This is a genomic window from Paenibacillus sp. FSL R5-0341, from assembly GCF_037975235.1.
In the GTDB taxonomy this organism is placed as follows: domain Bacteria; phylum Bacillota; class Bacilli; order Paenibacillales; family Paenibacillaceae; genus Paenibacillus; species Paenibacillus amylolyticus_A.
Genome location: NZ_CP150241.1, coordinates 2939868 through 2958528, shown reverse-complemented (window position 1 = coordinate 2958528; position 18661 = coordinate 2939868). Strand labels below are relative to the sequence as shown.

Here is an 18661-nt window from a genome sequence, read left to right as displayed (position 1 = left end):
AACCTAATCCTTCAACTCATTCAGAGCTATTCTGCGCTCTTCCTTGGCAGAGAGATTCGCAGCTTCCATCAACCGGGTTAGCTCCATAGCAATCTGCACGTTTTCGGTTGCATCCGTATCATTCTGTATATGTGCAACCCATTGATTGAATGCGTTTTCTATTTGGTCTGCCAAAGGAAGTTCAGTCCACTCTTGATACTGTCCCTGTGCTGCTTTCGTGCGAATCAATAACTTTTCATCAGGTGTTCCATACAGAAGTGTACCTTCCGTACCATGAACCTCAATCGTAAACGGAGAGTGGCTGTTCACAAAACCAGCTTCGACAACGCCGACTGCTCCCGAATCCGTAAACAAGGTTGCGACCGCATTATCTTCCACTTCTTTGCCTGTAATATATCCGAAGTTGGCGTTAACCGCAGTTACTTCCTGACCCAGAAACAGTTTGGCGAGATACATTGGATGACAGCCCAGATCAATCAGCGCACCGCCCTGACAATCCTTCAGATCATAGAAGTGTTCAGGCAACCAGTTCGAAATCGCTCCATCATGCGATAAACGTGCTCTAACATAAGTCACTTTACCAAGTAATCCTTGGTTAAGCACATCCTGTATCGTTAGCGTATATCCTGCATTCAGACGTGGTAAGGAGACTGTCATCTTAACCTTGTTTGCCTTTACCTCATTAAGGATTCTGTTGGATTCCGCCTGTGTCGAAGCAATAACTTTCTCCGTGAAGATGTGTTTACCTGCTTTTGCAGCAGCGGTGATCACCTCTTCATGGATGCGAGTTGGCGCATCTACAATAACGGCATCGATGTCGTCCTTGGCGAGCATATCTTCGAGTGAAGCATAAAATGGTACGTTTAAGCGTTCAGCCGCTTCCTGCCCCCGCTTGGCATCCTCATCCCACACGGCGGCGATGACTGTATCCTCATGTTCCTGTGCTTGCTTAATGTAATCCCATGCGTGAACATGCCACAAGCTAATTTTACCAATTCGAATGGTCACTGTTGTCTAACCTCCATACTATATAATATTCTGACATTTATCTATAAGTTATCACAGACTTAATCTATTTTTAATAGAAACACACGACAATTAATGTATAAAATCACGACATGAATTACTTCCCTAATTCTTTCATAAAAAAACAAACCAAAGGATTTAAACACAATCTTTCAGTGCAATCCCTTATCGTATCCTTAGTGCATATCAACTAAGTGTAGCCGATCCAACTTCTCTTAACCTTTTTTCAATATAACGTAAAAAAAGCGAAACTCCGTAAAGGAATTTTGCTTTAGCTGTCAGTTAACTCTCAAAGAAAATCTTATAAAGTTAAGGGCTACGGCGTACCATTTCACCGCTCAATACATTAACTTTTTGATCATTAATTGAAATCGTGTGGTTATCGACCCATTCCAAGTCTACCTGATCCGTCTTTCCCTCATAGTAAAATACTCTTTTAAACCAGAGTGGACCTTTTAATTCCCCTACAACGCCAAAGGATCCCATGGCTCCAGCGTCAGTTTTATAGAAACTTATTGTATTGTGCTTATCTGGTGAATGCGTAGTCGTAAGTAATTGTTTTGATCCAGAAAATATCGATGTAAATGACAAAGCACCCAACAGTATGAAGATCAATACTACGGAGAGAACCGTCGAGATCCAACTTCTTACCTTCGTAGACTTGTTAGATGTATCTTTAAAACCAAGTATAGCTAGAGCTAGTCCTAAAATAGAGAGAATTAGAATTACATAGTTGGGAGGACTAACTAGCCATTTATTATTCATATGAGAATATAGTGAGTAGATCGAAATAAAGTACAAAAAAAGCACTAAAAATAAATCAACCCAACTCAATTTCCTCACTAAAATTGCACCCCCTCTTCCCACTTAGGTTATGTATGAATAGTCAACGGAATCAATCATTTTTCTACTGAATACTATGCTATGTGTTTTCACTTACTCATCACTTTTTTTACATACTTTTCTGCCTTGTAATCTTTTCGAACCTCATGTAGCGTGTTGCTATTCGCTTCCGACCAGGATTCAAGTATCATCCTCGGTTCCCCTTCAATGATGTCACGCGCCTCAATCACATCACCGTCTCTAAAAGCCTCAATCACATGAATTAAGTCAGTTCGATCAATCAACTTTACAAAGTTAATACCAGCTAATGTCTCACACGACTCTGTGAAATGAGATGAAGTAATTACGATTGCTTTCTTAGCCTTGTAATATCTCATGCAAGAAAAGACCTCTTGCACAGCGCTGATGCCAACAGGATACTCTATTGAATATCGCTTTGCTTGGATGACATTTCTAACACCTTCCCGATCAGTGAAAACTACGTCAGCACCAAAATCGCGACTTCCTAACGTTTTATAGACCCCGGAATAGCCCAACTCAATTAACAATCTGTACAAGTACATCTCGAAGCCAGAGCCATCCTCCATCCTGTCTATATCAGCGATAGTAATGGCTTTTAAGTCGTAATTCTCCTCAGTAAGCACCGTTGATTTCTTTTGTTTACGTGCTAAACTCAGAACCCAAAGGCTAAGTGCAATAATCACTACAACGATGAATACAAATAAAATATAGATCATTAGGTCTACCTCCATTACAACAAACTAGCACAATAATACCACATTTTTCTATATTGGAAATTAATTATTTTATTGGATAAAAAGAACTTAAAACGAGCAATAATGCCGCTGTAGCATCCTTCAATAAGACAATGTTTTGACTAACAAAAACCTCCTGTCCACACTACCGTGAACAGGAGGTTTCAAAAGTTATAATGTTCAATAATCAACTCAACGGAACGCGTACCCTTGTGTAACAATCTTGTACCCCGATACCATCTGGCTGTGCCCCTCCAACGTGCCCTTAACCCGTTCCAGCACATCGCTCTCATAGACGGAGGCACATTCGGATCCAGTTTGTACGCTCAACTCAACGGATTCGGAGTTCAAATTATACCAGCGAGCAATCAAATCTCCGGTTTCCTCTGCGATCTTCAATGTGGAGAAGGCTAGTGACGAACCTTGTGCATTCCATGCCAGCCATTGCTTCGACAGAGGCAGTTCAACCTTGTGCCCATCGGCACCGGCATGACCTTCTTGCTCAAATGTATACGCAAGTGTCCCTAGCTGTACAGTCGTCCACGGAATCGGATACACATATGCGGATGCACATGCACCTGACTGAGCAGCATCGCCCGCAAATGGAATAATCGCATATTCCACGCTCTGAGGTCCCAGACATTGGGCTTCCGGTGTTTCAAACACACCCCAATCTCCCAGCTCCGAAGAGGCACGGAGCAGCGTAACCGCAATCGTACTGCCCTCTTCATGCTGTAAAATTTCGTATTCATTCAGCCCTTTGTTCGCAATCATCAAGCCATGATCACCATCGGTCACATGTACAAATGCCTGCTGATGCTGCGCATTACTCGGATTCACCCATTCTTTGGCCGGTGTATTGGAGCGTTTGGCGATTTCAAAGATGGAATCCGCATAATGATCCTCTGTCACTAGTCCTGATGGAAAGATTGCGCGTAGTCGATGATCCTTGGCCTGATTGTTAAAATCAGATTTTACCTTGACCATATTACTACCTGCTTCCAGTGTATACGTTGTCGTAATCACCAATGGAACAGTGTTCTTGACTCGCTGCGCCTTCCGTTCAGTAAAAGGAACCATCTGTCGCTTCTCCAGCTCGAACAGTTCGTCTGCTCCAGCCGGAATATCCCAACGTAATACACTTTCCATAACTGCCCGATACGGAGACTGCTCCACAATCCGCAGGTCTGCCTTCAGATGCTCCGTGGTCAGTGTTGTCTCTCCCTCAGGTTGACGGTAGACATATTCATTGCCGATATCACCGGTATTTTCATATGAATTCAATCCCTTGTATACAGCACCAGAGACCTTATCTTCAATCGTTGCCGTACCATTCTCTTCAACTGTCACCCGCAAATGACCGTTCTCCATCATCATTCCCTGAACCTGGACGAGTTCGCTCGTATCGGGCATTCCAGCAATCTCTGTTTGCTCCTGAACGGGAATAAGAGCATATGTCTTATAACCCAGCGAAGGTACATCCATCGCCTGGAAAGTCACTCTTACTTTACGAGCCATATAAGGCTGGCGGAAGCGATCCTTCGGAAGTTCATAGCCGAAATGCGCACCCAGATCCTTGATTTCTGCCGAATACGTGCGTCCATCCGAATCGACCAGCTGATACACTGGCAGTGCCTCTTTTTCCACTTTCTGAGCAAGCGCTTGAGGATTAGGACCTTCTGGGAAAAATGCTTTGTCCACAATCAGGTCCATCTCAATGATTCCATTTCGATTCCATCCACTCGTGTTGAACACGGTGAACAGCACCGCTTCCTCTCCCCAAGCCTCAGCAGGTTGCACTTGTATAGACTCAGCAATCGCCTGCGCGCTCTGGGAAACCAATTTCTCTGCAAGCTGTCTGCTCTTCGCAAAGCGGGTCACCATCTCACGGTGAACCTCATCGACACTGCATCCGCAGATGCTATCATGCGGGTGGTTCTGCATCAGCATCTTCCAGGCATGTGTCAACAGATGATGCGGATAATCTTTTACCCTAGCTATATGGGCCATGGCGGCCAGTGGTTCGGCTACATTTTCAAGTAACGTCTGCCCCTGCTGATTCAACTGTTTCAGATAAACTCGTGCGGATGCCGTATTCACCAGTGTTCCCCAACCATCCGTGTGCTGACTCCGAAGCTCCCCCTCAATAGTCGCCAGATGCTCAGGGACTTCCGTCGTAACAGCCTCAATGTAATCGTCAAAATTGGAGTGGATAAATTCTACATCAGGATACAAAGCCGCTGCCGTACGTAATGCCTCGGGCAGATCCGTCTGGATCGGCTGGTGATCACAACCATTCATGAACAACAGATGTGGGGTCGAGGCGAATTTCTCGGCATCTTCCAGATTTTTATCCCAATAGGCTCGGGCTTTCTCCGGATCAACCGGAACTTCCATCCCATTGCAGTACCAATTCGCGAACAAAATGCCGAGTACTTCCGAACCATCCCGCGAACGCCAGATCATCTCGGAATAGGGAGATTCATAACTGTCTGCATCAACCACCGCATTATTGAATCCGGTAGGCTTCACCCCGCGCCCGAAGATTGCGTTATGGATGTCCGCCTGTTGCAGAATCTGCGGTGCCTGTCCCATATTTCCAAACGAGTCTGGAAAATATCCCGTCTTGGATATCACGCCCAAAGGTCGAGCATCACGATGACCGATGAGCAGATTACGCAAGTTGGCCTCGCTGCTGGTCAGAAACTCATCCTGTAACACATACCATGGGCCAAAATGAATGCGTCCTTCACGAATATAACGGTCGAGCCTCTCCTGCTGTTCGGGCCGAACCTGCAAATAATCTTCACGAATAATCGTCTGCCCATCCAGATGGAAATAACGATATTCCGGGTCCTGATCAAGCGTATCCAGCAGTTTATCCATCATCTCAATGAGCAGTACATGATGGTGTTCATAAGGCATATACCATTCGCGGTCCCAATGGGTATGCGAGATGAGATGTGCCGTTTTTTGGGTTGTCATGTTGCGTACCTCCTGTCATTAACCTTTGGTTGCCCCGCCCATGCTGAAGCCCTTGGACATGTAACGCTGGGAGAAGATATATAGCACAACCGAAGGCATCGTATAAAGTAGTGAAAATGCAGCCAATCTGCCGTATTCAACCATACCGTGGCTGCCGAAGAATTGATAAATCGTAACCGATGCCGGAAGTTTCTCCGGTGTCTGGAGCAGGATGTATGGCACGAAGAAGTTGCCCCAACTTCCGGAAAAGGTAAATATCGCTATCGTTGCAATACCCGGCAGCATCAGCGGAGCTACAATTCGTCTCAATCCATTCCACACGGATGCACCATCAATCCATGCCGATTCTTCCAGATCAATTGGCACCGAATCCATGAAGTTTTTCATCATCCAGATGCCGTACGGAAGTGAGGATGCCGTCAGGAACAGCATCGTGGCAATGATGCTATTTTGCATTTTGAAGAACAGAAACATTTGAAATACCGGAACCATCACGGCAGTAATCGGAAGAGCTGTCATGAACAGAATGGATAACAGGAAGCTTTTTTTGAATCTCATTTCATAACGGGATAAAGGATACGCAGCAAGAACCGATACCACAACAACTAATATCGCTTGCCCTCCCGACAGAATCAGGCCTACACCGAATGAACGAAGATTGCTCGAATCCCCGAGCACATCCTTGAAATTTTGAATGGTCCAGGTACTGGGCATTTTGATACCCTGTTGCGCGTTCGGGTCAAATGAAGCCAGAATGATCCAGAGCAGCGGCAATAAAAAACAGAGCCCTAGAAAAACTAGAATCCCGTACTGGATTTTGCGTTGAAGCCCATGTTTGACCATAGGGATCGAACCTCCTTCATGGTTACACTTTCACTTTCATGGATCGCATGTAGAACAGGCTGGCGATAATACCAATGAACAACAGAACCAACGAGATGGCTGTGCCGTATCCAAACTGATAGTTCACAAAGGCCTGGTTGTACATGAAGATCGGCAAGGTTTGTGTTGAAGTACCCGGGCCACCACCGGTCATCGTATAGATCAGCGTGAAAACACCCAGTGTCTGTAGAGTAACCAGCATCATGTTGGTCACGATGGACCCTTTTACCATTGGAATCGTAATGTGTCTAACAATCTGGAACCCGGTGGCACTGTCAATAATGGCAGCTTCTTCGACTTCCTTCGGGATATCATCCAGTGCCGACTGATAGACCATCATTGAAAAGGCTGTGCCGTGCCAGATATTCGCGATAATGACACTCACCATAGGGAAACTGAACAACCAGGAGATTGGATTTGCCCCGAACCAGCCGAGAATCTGATTCAATGAACCATTGTCACTGAAAAAGGCCACCATACAGAATGCCACGACAATCTCGGGTGTTACCCAACCGGCAATGACGATGATGCCGATGACGCGGCGGAACGTCACATTTTTCTCCTTCATTAGAAGCGCCAGAATGAATCCAAGCAATACCTGACCAATCACTGCGGAGAAGATGAGAAAGACCAGCGTGCGCCAGACACTAATGCGGAAGTCCGGATCATGGAACATATTAATGAAATTCTGGAATCCGACAAACTCCAAACTCTTGGCTGCCGCCCCGGTCAGAGCCATATTCGTAAAGGCAAAGCAGATCGTCAGAATGATGGGAACAATGAAAAACACAAGTAATAACAGTACGGAAGGCATTAGAAACAGAAATGAACCTGGTGCTTTCCTTTTCATAAGTCACTCTCCATTCGAACCGGAAAAAGGGGAGATTGTGCCTCCCCCTCCGAATATATCGATATCCTTATTTCTCTTCGATGCTGTCCGCGCCAAGGGAACGGGATACGTTGTCCTTCAATTGCGTAACTCCCTCTTCTGGCGTCAGCTTGCCAGAGGCAATACTCTCAACAATGCTTTGCAATTGTGCGGATACCGCTGCATATTGATCGTTCGCTGGGCGGAAGTGGGCCACATTCAAGAGTTCTTGTGCTTCTTTGGTATATGGACGATCCGTATAACCTTCAACTTCTGTGGAATCATTACGTGGGCTGAGGCTGCCTTCCGCCACTACGCGTGCAGTCGCATTTTCCTTATTCATCAGAAACTCGATAAATTTCCAAGCTGCTTCCTTGTTCTTCGCTTGTGCAGGAACAGACCAAGCCCAGCCTCCAGACATCGTAGTTGCCCCCGGTTCTTCCCCATTTTGTGTTGGGAATGGCGCAAAACCTATTTTCTCTTCGACGTTGGCGATTGGAGCAGCACCGTTCTCGGCCCATGTTGAACCTGCCCAGCTACCATCTACAGCCATCGCCAGTTTGTCTTGTGGGAACTGTTGCTGGAATGCAATACTGCCAGCTTGTCCATTCAGGGCAACCTGCATGGTCGGACCTGTTTTATCCGTGTTAAACACTTGATCTATGAATTTGAAGGAATCCAGCAGTCCCGGGCTGTTCACGACCCATTTCTTGCTGGTGTCGTTATACAGCGTATCCGCCGTACCATAGAGCAGCATTTCCAGTGTTTGCATGGTCACACCCTCACCGTTTGCTTTGCCCACGATCATATTAAGTGGTGTCACACCCGGCAGTTTTTGCTTGATGGTACGTGCTGCTTCGAGTACTTCTGCCCAGCTTGCAGGTTTGAAAGGAACTTCGAGGCCTGCCTGTTGGAACAGTTCCTTGTTGTACCAAATCCCGCGTGTATCCGAGGTAGCCGGAACGCCATACACCTTGCCGTCTTCACCTGTAACCCCTGCCTTCAGGTTGTCGATGATGTGTTCTTCCCAATCGGACCATCCTTGAACCTGTGAATCCAGCGGCTCCAGATATCCCGCAGCAGCATCAGATTTGATAATGGATGTATCTTCAGCAATGACATCAGGCGCCGTATCCGGGGATTTCATCTGCAAAACCATTTTGGACGTATAATCACCCTCACTTGCCAGTACAGGTGCAATGTTGATTTTGATATCGGGATTTTCTTTCTCGAATTGATCTACCAAACCTGATTGGAAGAACTTCGTAAGTGTATCTTCAGATCCTGAAGAACGGAACGATACGGTTACCTCTTTCTTGCCATCACTGGTTGTGCCTGTGCTTGAGCTTCCGCCCGAACAGGCTGTAGTAAGAATGAGCAAGGATGTCATAACTGCTGCTACCGGCATTTTCAATGATATTTTTCTCATGATTCGCTCTCCTCTTGTCGGAATTCAACGAACTCCGAACGTTATGATGTACTCGCAGGCTATCTCTTGCTTTCCTATCCTATTTCTGTACGCGGAATCCGCAATAATCCATCATCAGTTCACTAAAGAGCATGTTGGACCATGAAAACCATGGACGTGTATATTCATGTGGATTGTTGGCCGAAAAACCTTCATGGGTCAGTCCGGTATCCGCATCCGTCTTATGGATGAGCTGAAGCAATCTTAGTTTTTCATTGCGATCCTCTGTAGTGAGCCCCTGCATCGATAAAGCGATATGCCAGATGTACCCTTCAGGTGTATGCGGACTACCGATTCCAGCTGCTGCTGTTCCCTCATAAAAATACGGGTTGTGCGTGGATAAAATGAAACGGCGTGTATTCTGATACACCTTGTCATTCTCATCTACATATCCGAGATAAGGTAAAGACAGCAGGCTCGGCACATTGGCATCATCCATCAGATTGTGATTGCCTTTCCCATCCGTTTCGTACGCATATATGGTTCCATATTCCGGATGTTCAACGGTGCCGTAATCCTGAATACCTTTGTTGATCTGTTCCTCCAACTGCTTAGCGGTCGCTGCCAGCGATTCATCCTTGAGCACAGCTTCAGCAATTTCCTGCAGATATCGAAGCGCCACAACGGCGAACATATTGGATGGAATCAGATATCCATATTCACAGCGATCGTCGCTGGGACGGAATCCCGACCAGGTCATGCCTGTGTATACCGTTTCAGTACCTCGTCCCTCTCGGGTGAGCGTATCGGTTTCGGGAGCATCCAGACGTTGGAACGTGTAGGGTGATTTCGTCTCATGATGCTGCTCCACTTGCCATAACTGCATGATGATCTCGGCTGCTTTGCGGAACGTATCATTGAATTGAGCTGTTCTCCCCGTGTTCTTCCACAGGAGATAACTGAGCTGAATCGGATAAGCCAGTGAGTCGATCTCATACTTCCGTTCCCAGATCCAATCATTCATCTGCGTCAGGTCTTCCTGATGTCCTTTTCCACTCTCCGTCTCATTAAAAGCGTTTGCATAAGGGTCCAGGAGAATATAATTCAGTTGACGTTCAACCAGTCCAGCGATCATGTCAGCGATATCTTCATCCTCTAAAGCGAGAAGCAGATAAGGTCTGACCTGAGCGGCAGAATCACGTAACCACATCGCAGGAATATCTCCTGTAATCACAAAAGTTGTTCCATCTTCTTTGCGCTGAATTGTGGTCGCCATCGTATTGGTGAAACAATTTTTGAACATTTGGTTAAGTTCCGGATGGTCCGGCATACGTTTGTTAACCTGATCAACCATGTCGTATATCGAGGGGGAAATTTCTTGATTATCTCTGGGTGTCAGCATGTTGTCCTCCTTATGTAATCCAGTTTGTTAACCGCTTTCATCATCCTAAAACGAATATAATGTTATGTCAATATATTTATTTATATATTAGCATGTTATTTTAATTAAACGACACTAAATAGTATACCATTCAAAGCAATTCTCCCCATTTTATCCGCACAAAAAAGAGGCCTCGTTTACACGAAGCCCCTGATTGAACACAATGAATATTAAGCCATTAAAATTCACCTTTTTATCTCACCGTACTCGTCGATTTCCCCTTCACCAAGCGGGCAGGAAGAACGACTCTATTCACTGCAGTTTCGTTGTTCTGCATACTTTGAAGCACCATCTCAAATGCTTGTTTTCCCATATCAAACTGGCTTTGTCTCATATGTGTTACACGACTGCCTTCGGCAGCGTTCGGACTATCAAAGCATATGATGGACACATCTTCCGGAATCCTCAGACCAAGCCGATCTGCTGCCTGCTCTGCAAGTAAAGCAATATGATACTCCGCAGCAAAGAGTGCAGTAATCTGCGGGTATTTCTGTAAATGTTCCACCAGTGTCTCCACATCACGGACCTCGACTTGAGGATCGAACACACTGGGCAGTGTCGAAAGAAAAGATTCCAACCACAGTTCCCTGTTTACCAGCACTCCTTGATCGTGATGAGCCTCAATGATGCCTTCAATTCGTTCTTCAATTGGAGTGGTGTTCGCTGGAGGCTGTGTCAGAAAAGCGATGTGTCGGTGACCTAGGTTGAACAGATAATTCGTCCCTTCTCTCGCCGCGCCTACGTTATCCGTACTGACAGATGAAGCTGGAATGCCTTTCAAATACCGATCAATCAGGACAAACGGGAATTTGTTAACGACCAGTTTAAGAATCTCATCGCTGAAGTATTCACCCTGTGCGGGAAAGATAATCAATCCGTCCACACCCAGTTCCAGCAGTTCCTGAATACTCTGTTCCTCCTGCTCGGGAATCCCGAAGGATCGTCTAAGTACGAGAAAACAATCATGCTCTCGCGAAGCTTCTTCCATCCCATATAACAGTTCTGTACCGTACATGTCACTGAAGTTGGTCATGACCAGGCCAATGAGCAGCTTTTTCTCCGGATCTTTAACCGCAGCACGCGGAGCAGATTTGGCAGGTCTTTCCTGTAACATATCTGCCGTATCAGCTACAAAAGAACCCCTTCCCGGCTGACGAACAATTAATTGTTCACTCGCCAACATCTCAAGCGCTTTTTTAGTCGTAATCCGGCTAACTCCGAATTCATCACATAATTCCTTTTCCGAAGGAACACGCTCACCCACTTGATATTGATGAAGCTGTATCCGTTCACGCAAGGATTCAAAGATCTGTTCATACATCGGCTTGGATGCCGAGTCTTTCCCCAATACAAGCACCTCCATAAATACCCATACTTCTCATGTTCTACATCCTAATATATCATGTTATATCATTAATGTGAAGAAAGAGACGACTCACCTTCTGTCATATGAGGGCAAAAGAAAAAGCATCCCCATGGAATGCTTCATTTTCTAAAGTTCATGATTAAATTTATTTGGCATACATAACCATAGCCGAGAAATGATTTATAACATAACCACCGTTAGAAACGGCTACTTGAGAATACTTGATATCCACTACATTTACAGTATTGATCCCATTTAAAAATTCATTCATTTCTTTCTCCAACTCTAAAGTACTTGCATTTTCGAATATTTTCACTTGTGTTCTCATCGTTCATCTCCCTATCCATCTGATAATGACTTAAGGAATATTATACGTCTTTTAGGCATTTAGGTCGCATATCAAACTGCCTTTCTCCCACCTGCCCCTTGCAAAACTTATAAATTCTGGCTTCTTTTTGACTACGGTATCTATTATGATCTGTTCTGACGATCATATTGGATCACCTTACGATACATCGTCTTGTCCTTTAGCTGATTGAAAATATAGGGATCTGGCTTGGCATTCACCTCAATAATCCATGGCGTTAGACTTCGATCAAGACCGATATCCAACCCAATGCTCTTCAAACGAGTGTACTTCTTACTCATGTGTCGAGCTATGTCAATGCCCAAGCGGTTCATCTCTTGGATCAATTCATTAATGCGCTTGTCGGAAGCATGGGATTTCAACAAGGTGTGAATACTCATTGGCTTGGCACCACTATGGTAGTTGGTCACGATTTTCTTCGGATGACCCAGTCGGCCGATGACCCCGGTCGCTTCCCATTTCTGCCCGGGATTCAACTGGACCATTACCCGTATGTCAAAGCGCCTGTTGTGATATTGCAAGAGATGAATACCTCGCTGAATGAGATAGCTTTTCTGCTTAACCAGATGGGTCAGACTTCGATGAAACGACTCGAAGCTGTTGAACGTCAGGCGCTTTTGATGGATCTGGTAGGCAAAATGGTCATGATTGTCCATCTCAGCCTTAATGACTCCCATTCCAAAGGTGCCTATCTCAGGTTTGATATATACCATTCTATATTTCCCCAGCATGGACTTAAGGTTAGATTGGCTATATCGCTGTGTATCAGGGATGAATGGTTTGATAGTCGAGTTGTTCAGCAGTATTTTGGTTTTGAGCCATTTACTTCGTAACGGTTGGGATCGTTGTAATGCATCAACTCCCACTGTTCACTCCTCCTGTTGTCGTATTTGTTGATCCTAATGCTGCAAACCATGCAGTATATGCAATTCTCTCGAACTAATCTTAGGCGTCAGCTATGAAAAGAGAATATAACAAAAAGCCGACAAGCCCTGATACCTCGGCTTATCGGCTTCTTGCTTAGATAGTCAAAACACAGTTAACATCGGGTTCACACTTTGATTCATTAAGGTTGCAGACCCTTCAGCGGACGGTAAACTGGATTCATTAGCCTCAGTCTCTGCTGGACTCGAATCTGGTTCTGGAACTGATTGTTCTTGTGCTGCGCTGACGAACAATCGTCCAGCTGCTTCCGTCTCTACTTTATTGCCAGCTGCATCCTGGGCACGAATCACGATAACTCCGCCCTCAAGAACAAGGGATGAAGGTGTAGTGTACGTACCTGTGTAACGACCAGGCGCAGTCTCCACCAACGGAATCTCTCCTGCCCCTTGGGCATTCAGATTCAGCGGTAACTGAATTCGAAAAGAGGCTTGCAGACCAGGTTTACTGTCAAATGAAACGGTGACACTCTCCCCTGATGTGATGCGAACATCTTCAGCTGGCGTAATGTTCGTAAGTTCTGGCAATGCCGTTTCCACGTAGACGGTACGCGTTACGGTTGTTTTGTTGCCAGCGATATCGGTTGCTGTAATGGTAATCGTGTTCTCCCCTTCATTGACCAATACGCGATGACTGAAGCTTCTGTCTTTGCCCACTTGTACGGTTTGTCCGTTAACGGTTACTTTATCGAGGAATTGTTCCACGACATTACCCGTTACGTGAACCACTTCTGCATTGATGCGATCCCCTTGAGCTGGCGTTAGAATCGTCAACTGCGGTTTGGTCTGATCCAGAATAAGGACGACGGGGAGTGAACGGTCAGTTGTTTTGCCATCCACCACTGCCTCGGCAGTAATCGCATTAATCCCAGAACGGAGTTTCACACCGTACGAGAATTTCCCATTCGCCACGGTTGTAGTGCCAGCCAGATCCTTGCCGTTGTAAAACTTGATCTGGGCACCGGATGCCGGGGACGTTCCCGATATCGTAAAAGTTGACTGATTCGTGTATGTGTTCGCTGGTGTCGTAAGCACAGGTGCATTTACCGGATATCTCACAACTGCACGAATCATGTAGTTACCTTCTTCTGCAGGTGAAGTGCTCCATGCGCCACCTACTCGCTGCCAGCTACGACCTGCATTCGTACCATTCTCATCAGTAGCCAGTCCCGGAGCACCAGTTCCAGCTACACTCTGTACATACACAATATAGAAATCACCTGTTACAATGACCGGTTCCGGGAATTCAACGGTTGTCCATTGATCGTTACGAAGTGCAGTACCGTCAAATGGTCCAGCCAGTTGTCGTCCCGGAGCGCCGCCAGTACCCGAAGCATCATAGACAGCATATTGGAACGCTGTACCTCCAGGTACAGGCCATTCGGTGTTCCAGAATCGGAACGATGCACCTGTTAGTTGAGCGGTCTCCAGCTCTGGTGTCATTCGAACCGCCCAAGCGTTATCCGCAGCGTTAAAAGCTCGTGCGTTCTCTGCTGTTCCATCATCATAAGCAATTTCCCCTGGGAAACCGATGAATGGTTTCAAGGCAACATTCGCCTCTGCCGTACCATTACCAGGTACAGTTACAGTAACGGTTTTACTGTAATAATCAGCAGCACGGATGGACAGAGTATAATTTCCTTCCAATACCTGGATAACGAAGCTGCCATCTGAACCTGTGCGGACTTCACCTACCTTCGCATCTTCCACCACGAGAACGGAAGCATCAGCCAGTGGTTGTCCTGTCCGCTCATCCGTTACTACACCTTCAATCTGTCCATGCGGAATTGCCTCCAGATTAAAGTTGGCTTTGGCTCCACTGCCATCGGTGATCGTTACCTGCTGAGTTCGAGGATAATATCCATATGCCTCAGCTTTTAACGTGTAATCACCCGCTACGTGTGTGAAGCTATACTTGCCTGTAGCCGAATCCGTTTTCACTGAACGACCGGTTTCCAGCACCGTAACCGTTGCACTGGCAGGCAGGCTTTGTGGATTAACCGAACCTGTTCCTGGTTTTTCAACTTCCGGTTGTTGCTGTTTCGTTTTGTTGAATTCCGCTTTGTCTGTCCGCGAAATTTTGTACCAAGGGTTATCATAGGACGGTTTCGGTTTGTCGCTATTAAGCACAACGGCACTGTCCTCGGTTACGGTCTCCGCAGCAACACCCAGTACACGGAAATCATCAATGAACCAGCCTGTCTTCACAACACTGTTGTCTGAGGTCAGACGGAACCGGAATTGAACTTCATTACCGGTAAGTGCATCGAGGTCATAGAATACTGGTGCCCATTGTTTGCCGTTTGTACTGTGTGAGAATTTGCCCAATTCCGACCATGTCGTTCCACCATCTTTGGTTACTTCCACATAACCGTAATCGTATCCACTCTCAATCTCGTACCAATGATTAAACGTAAGGGTCCCTTCGGATAGATTCGTCAAATCAATAACCGGAGATACGAGTGAATAGTTAGAGCCATTCTCGTACGTATTGTCCAGATCAGTCGCCCAGACATTCGGCGGAGAAACGGCGCTGGCAGGTCCCGTTACCGGAATGCCCCGTTCCCACTCATCTTTGGTACCCGAGTGAGTCCAGCCATTATCATCACTGCCGTCAAAATGATCGATATAGATGTCCTGAGGCACCTCTACTGTAATGGAGACCTCATTCGACTTGTCGCTTTCATTGCCACTATAATCAAGTGCGGCAACGGTATAGTAATACGTCGAATCCGTCACGGTAGACGTATCTGTAAACGTTGTTCCTGTTGCAGTTCCAATGGATTCATAACCTGTACCTGCGGTTGTGGAACGATATACGATATAGGATTCGAGATCCTCATCGCTCGGCCCAGTCCAGCTCAAGGCTACATTGCCCAGAATATCAGCAGTCGCAGACAATCCGGCAGGTGCCCCCGGCGCAATCTCATCCAAGGCTTCTACTGCGAAATCATCAATGTACCAACCCGCCTTTTGCACCGAGTTATCACTGGTCAGATTGAATTTGATAAATACTTGCTGTCCCGCGTATTCGCGAAGGTCCACATATTGTTTCTTCCAATTGCCACCCGTGCCCGTGAAGCTCAGCAACTCTTCAAACACATAGTCGCTGTCCTCGGAAGCAATGTATACCTTGCCAAAGTCGATGTTATTCTCCAAATCATACCAGTGCTTGAAGGATAATAATGCACCTTCCGGACTCTCGGTAAGATCAATTGGCGGCGCAAGCAGATATGCATTACTATTCGCCACATAAGTCCCTTGCAGGTTGGTTGCAATCACCTTCTCACCAGAGTATGCACTTCCAGGACCGCTGCTTGGCGCTCCCCAGACCCAGGTACTTCCGGTCCCACCAGTGGTGAAGCCCAGCTGATCTTCTTCAAAATCCTGAAGATATCCTGGCTGAACACCATTGGACACAGCCACTTTGTATACCTGACTTTCGAATCCGTTGTTGCCGTAATCGTTCACACGAATATAATACTCCACGCCTTGTGGCTCAATAAGAAATGCCGGAATGGTCGCTGTATACGTACCATCTTTGCTATCTCCAGCAATTCGATTCATCGGCAGATAAACGTACTGGTTGGTACCTGTCGTTTTGGCAAAAGCCTCGACGGAGACTACCGCGACGTTATCTGTCACATGAGCGGTTAATGGTATATCGATGCCTGTAAAGGCAGAATTGACAGGGGTATGTGCCAGTACCGGCTCTTCCAGATCATCTCCGGCTGTAACTACTCTGCCGGATACCGTACCGATTCCTTCGAGTACAGAACCCACAGCATCGAGGGCATTAATGATGCCATGACCGTAACCGTTATTAGGAGAGGTCGGATATTGACTATCCGTTCTCGGTGTTGCTGTATCTGTAATAATCTGCTCCAGCTGATCCACAGTAAGGGAATGATTGGCCTGTAGCAGGAGTGCGGCAAGCGCAGTTGTATGCGGGCCTGCCATCGACGTGCCGTTCCAGCCTCCCTCATATACACCACCCGGAACTGCTGAACGGATATTTACCCCAGGGGCAGATACTTCTGGCTTAATCTCACCATACGGAGATGGACCCAGCAGCGAGAAGGAAGCCAGGTTACCATTAATATCTGTGGCTCCCGTGGCGAAACTTTCAGGGTAATTGGCAGGATTCGCGACAGAACCGGGACCACCCGGATTCGTCAGTCTTACATTACCTGCGGAGAACTCAGGAAAGATCTGCGCATCACGCCAGGCTTGGACCATAGGCCGGAACCATTCATCCAGTCCTGCGCCTCCACCCCATGAGTTGTTTACGACATCCGGTGCAAGTTCAGGATGCAGATTGCCTTCTGCATCGACCGGAGCGATCAACCACTGTCCGCCATCCAGAATAATGGCATCCGTTGTTTCCGGATTGAATATCCTTACACCAATCCATTTTGCACCGGGAGCAACCCCGATCTGGTTGGTGCCATCCGCTTCAGAGCCAACCATCGTACCCATCGTGTGAGTACCATGTCCGTCTTCGTCAGCAGGAAGGGAAGCATTACTATGCGGATCATACCAGCTCAGTTCGGGATCAACGATATTGCCCGAAGCATCCAGTCCCCGCCATTTGCTGCGAAGCGCCGGGTGGGTATAGTCCACACCGCTGTCCAGATTGGCAACGACAATTCCTGTTCCATCGATGCCCCGATCCCACACGGCTGGCGCATTGATGTAATCCAGGTTCCATTCCACGTTCTCTGTCGCAAGCTTGTCCTTCGCAGCAGGTTCCTTATCTTTGACACCGACTGCAGAGTCTTTGGCTGGCGTTTGTTCAACATCCTTGGCTGGAGCCGCATTCGCCGCTTCTTTACTTACTTCCGCTTTCTGTAAGTATCTTGTCTCATTCGGTAGAACTTTCTCTACCTCAGGCAGCAGCGCAATCTGCTCCATGACTTCTTTGGTACTCGTTACTGCCAATGAATTGACGATAAAATAGCTTTTATATTCTTTGACCTTGCCCAGGTCAATTTCCTTTTCCAGATAACTTTCCAATGTATATTGTGTACGTGAGGCCGTTTCCCGCAGAGAGCTGACGACGGAATTCCGAACGGACAGCTTCGTGGCTGAGGCCGTTTGTTTGGCGATCGACGCCTTTTCAAGCGCCTGTTTGGAGACCGCTGCTGTGTCCACCTGCTCCTTCATTTTCACCAGATAGGTAACATATTCGCTACCCTCAAATTCTTTGGTTAACTTGGCGTTTACTTTGGATTCCGTAACTTTGGCGAGTCCAGATTTCATATCCAATTTGGATGATGGGGAGTTTTCAGCTGAAACCGGATGAACGATCGAAAATGCAAGGAGAAGCGAGAGCCCCATGGAGATGGGCTTGCGTAACCGATTAATCTTTATCAAACTTTTCCACTCCTTTTACCCGGTTTTGTAATTTAGTCTGGTACATATGCCCTTCTCTGCAGAATAAAACGGTAAAATGATCTTTATTACGGACGAAATAGACGCCCTGGTTTTCACATAAAGCCTCACCTCCTTTACAGGTCTGGTTAGGGAACAATATGAGTCAGAAGAGATAACTAGATCATTCTATGATTTTTCGCTTGGACGTTTAGGAGATGGAACAACTCGGATTAAGCCATGAGAGTGAAAGGTGTGGGTGTTTGAGTAATGCAACGAGAGTGAATGTCTATAAGCATTCATGTGGAAGGGTGATCTAGAGCGTTAGCAGAACGCTTGCTAAGGAGTAGTCAATATGTATTTCGATCGTGGTTCGAGTGAGTTAGAAAACAGTTTAAATTACATA

Annotated in this window: 12 protein-coding genes; all 12 read right to left on the bottom strand. The window is 46.5% G+C overall.

Translation table 11 applies throughout. The features are described 5' to 3' along the window. Nucleotides 1-3 precede the first annotated feature (3 nt). A complete protein-coding gene (locus MKX75_RS13265; protein WP_339169938.1) occupies nt 4-1008 on the bottom strand; it encodes a Gfo/Idh/MocA family oxidoreductase in 1005 nt (334 codons plus the stop codon). A 327-nt stretch (nt 1009-1335) separates the two neighbouring features. Further along, a complete protein-coding gene (locus MKX75_RS13260) occupies nt 1336-1860 on the bottom strand; it encodes a DUF5412 family protein (RefSeq protein WP_339169937.1) in 525 nt (174 codons plus the stop codon). Nucleotides 1861-1958: 98 nt separating this feature from the next. Continuing rightward, entirely contained in the window at nt 1959-2606 is a 648-nt protein-coding gene (locus MKX75_RS13255) for a restriction endonuclease (RefSeq protein ID WP_339169936.1), read from the bottom strand. A 210-nt stretch (nt 2607-2816) separates the two neighbouring features. Then, on the bottom strand, nt 2817-5609 hold the full coding sequence (locus tag MKX75_RS13250; protein WP_339169935.1) for an alpha-mannosidase: 2793 nt from the start codon (nt 5607-5609) through the stop codon (nt 2817-2819). Between the two features lie 18 nt (nt 5610-5627). Continuing rightward, nucleotides 5628-6452 carry a carbohydrate ABC transporter permease gene (locus MKX75_RS13245; RefSeq protein ID WP_062834233.1) on the bottom strand — a complete coding sequence of 275 codons (825 nt, stop codon included), beginning with the start codon at nt 6450-6452 and terminating at the stop codon, nt 5628-5630. Between the two features lie 22 nt (nt 6453-6474). Next, nucleotides 6475-7341, bottom strand: coding sequence for a sugar ABC transporter permease (locus MKX75_RS13240; RefSeq protein ID WP_091016580.1), 867 nt, complete (start codon nt 7339-7341; stop codon nt 6475-6477). A 67-nt stretch (nt 7342-7408) separates the two neighbouring features. Continuing rightward, nucleotides 7409-8788, bottom strand: a complete 1380-nt coding sequence (locus MKX75_RS13235; protein WP_169479594.1) for an extracellular solute-binding protein — start codon at nt 8786-8788, stop codon at nt 7409-7411. 79 nt (nt 8789-8867) lie between these two features. Then, nucleotides 8868-10169 (bottom strand): glycoside hydrolase family 125 protein, encoded by a 1302-nt coding sequence (locus tag MKX75_RS13230; RefSeq protein WP_339169932.1) that lies wholly within the window; start codon nt 10167-10169, stop codon nt 8868-8870. 232 nt (nt 10170-10401) lie between these two features. Continuing rightward, nucleotides 10402-11571, bottom strand: a complete 1170-nt coding sequence (locus MKX75_RS13225) for a GntR family transcriptional regulator (RefSeq protein ID WP_339169931.1) — start codon at nt 11569-11571, stop codon at nt 10402-10404. A 148-nt stretch (nt 11572-11719) separates the two neighbouring features. After that, nucleotides 11720-11902 (bottom strand): sporulation protein Cse60, encoded by a 183-nt coding sequence (locus MKX75_RS13220; protein ID WP_062834230.1) that lies wholly within the window; start codon nt 11900-11902, stop codon nt 11720-11722. A 143-nt stretch (nt 11903-12045) separates the two neighbouring features. Beyond that, nucleotides 12046-12807 (bottom strand): YheC/YheD family protein, encoded by a 762-nt coding sequence (locus MKX75_RS13215; protein WP_339169930.1) that lies wholly within the window; start codon nt 12805-12807, stop codon nt 12046-12048. 162 nt (nt 12808-12969) lie between these two features. Next, nucleotides 12970-18258, bottom strand: a complete 5289-nt coding sequence (locus MKX75_RS13210) for a S8 family serine peptidase (protein WP_339169928.1) — start codon at nt 18256-18258, stop codon at nt 12970-12972. Nucleotides 18259-18661 lie beyond the last annotated feature (403 nt).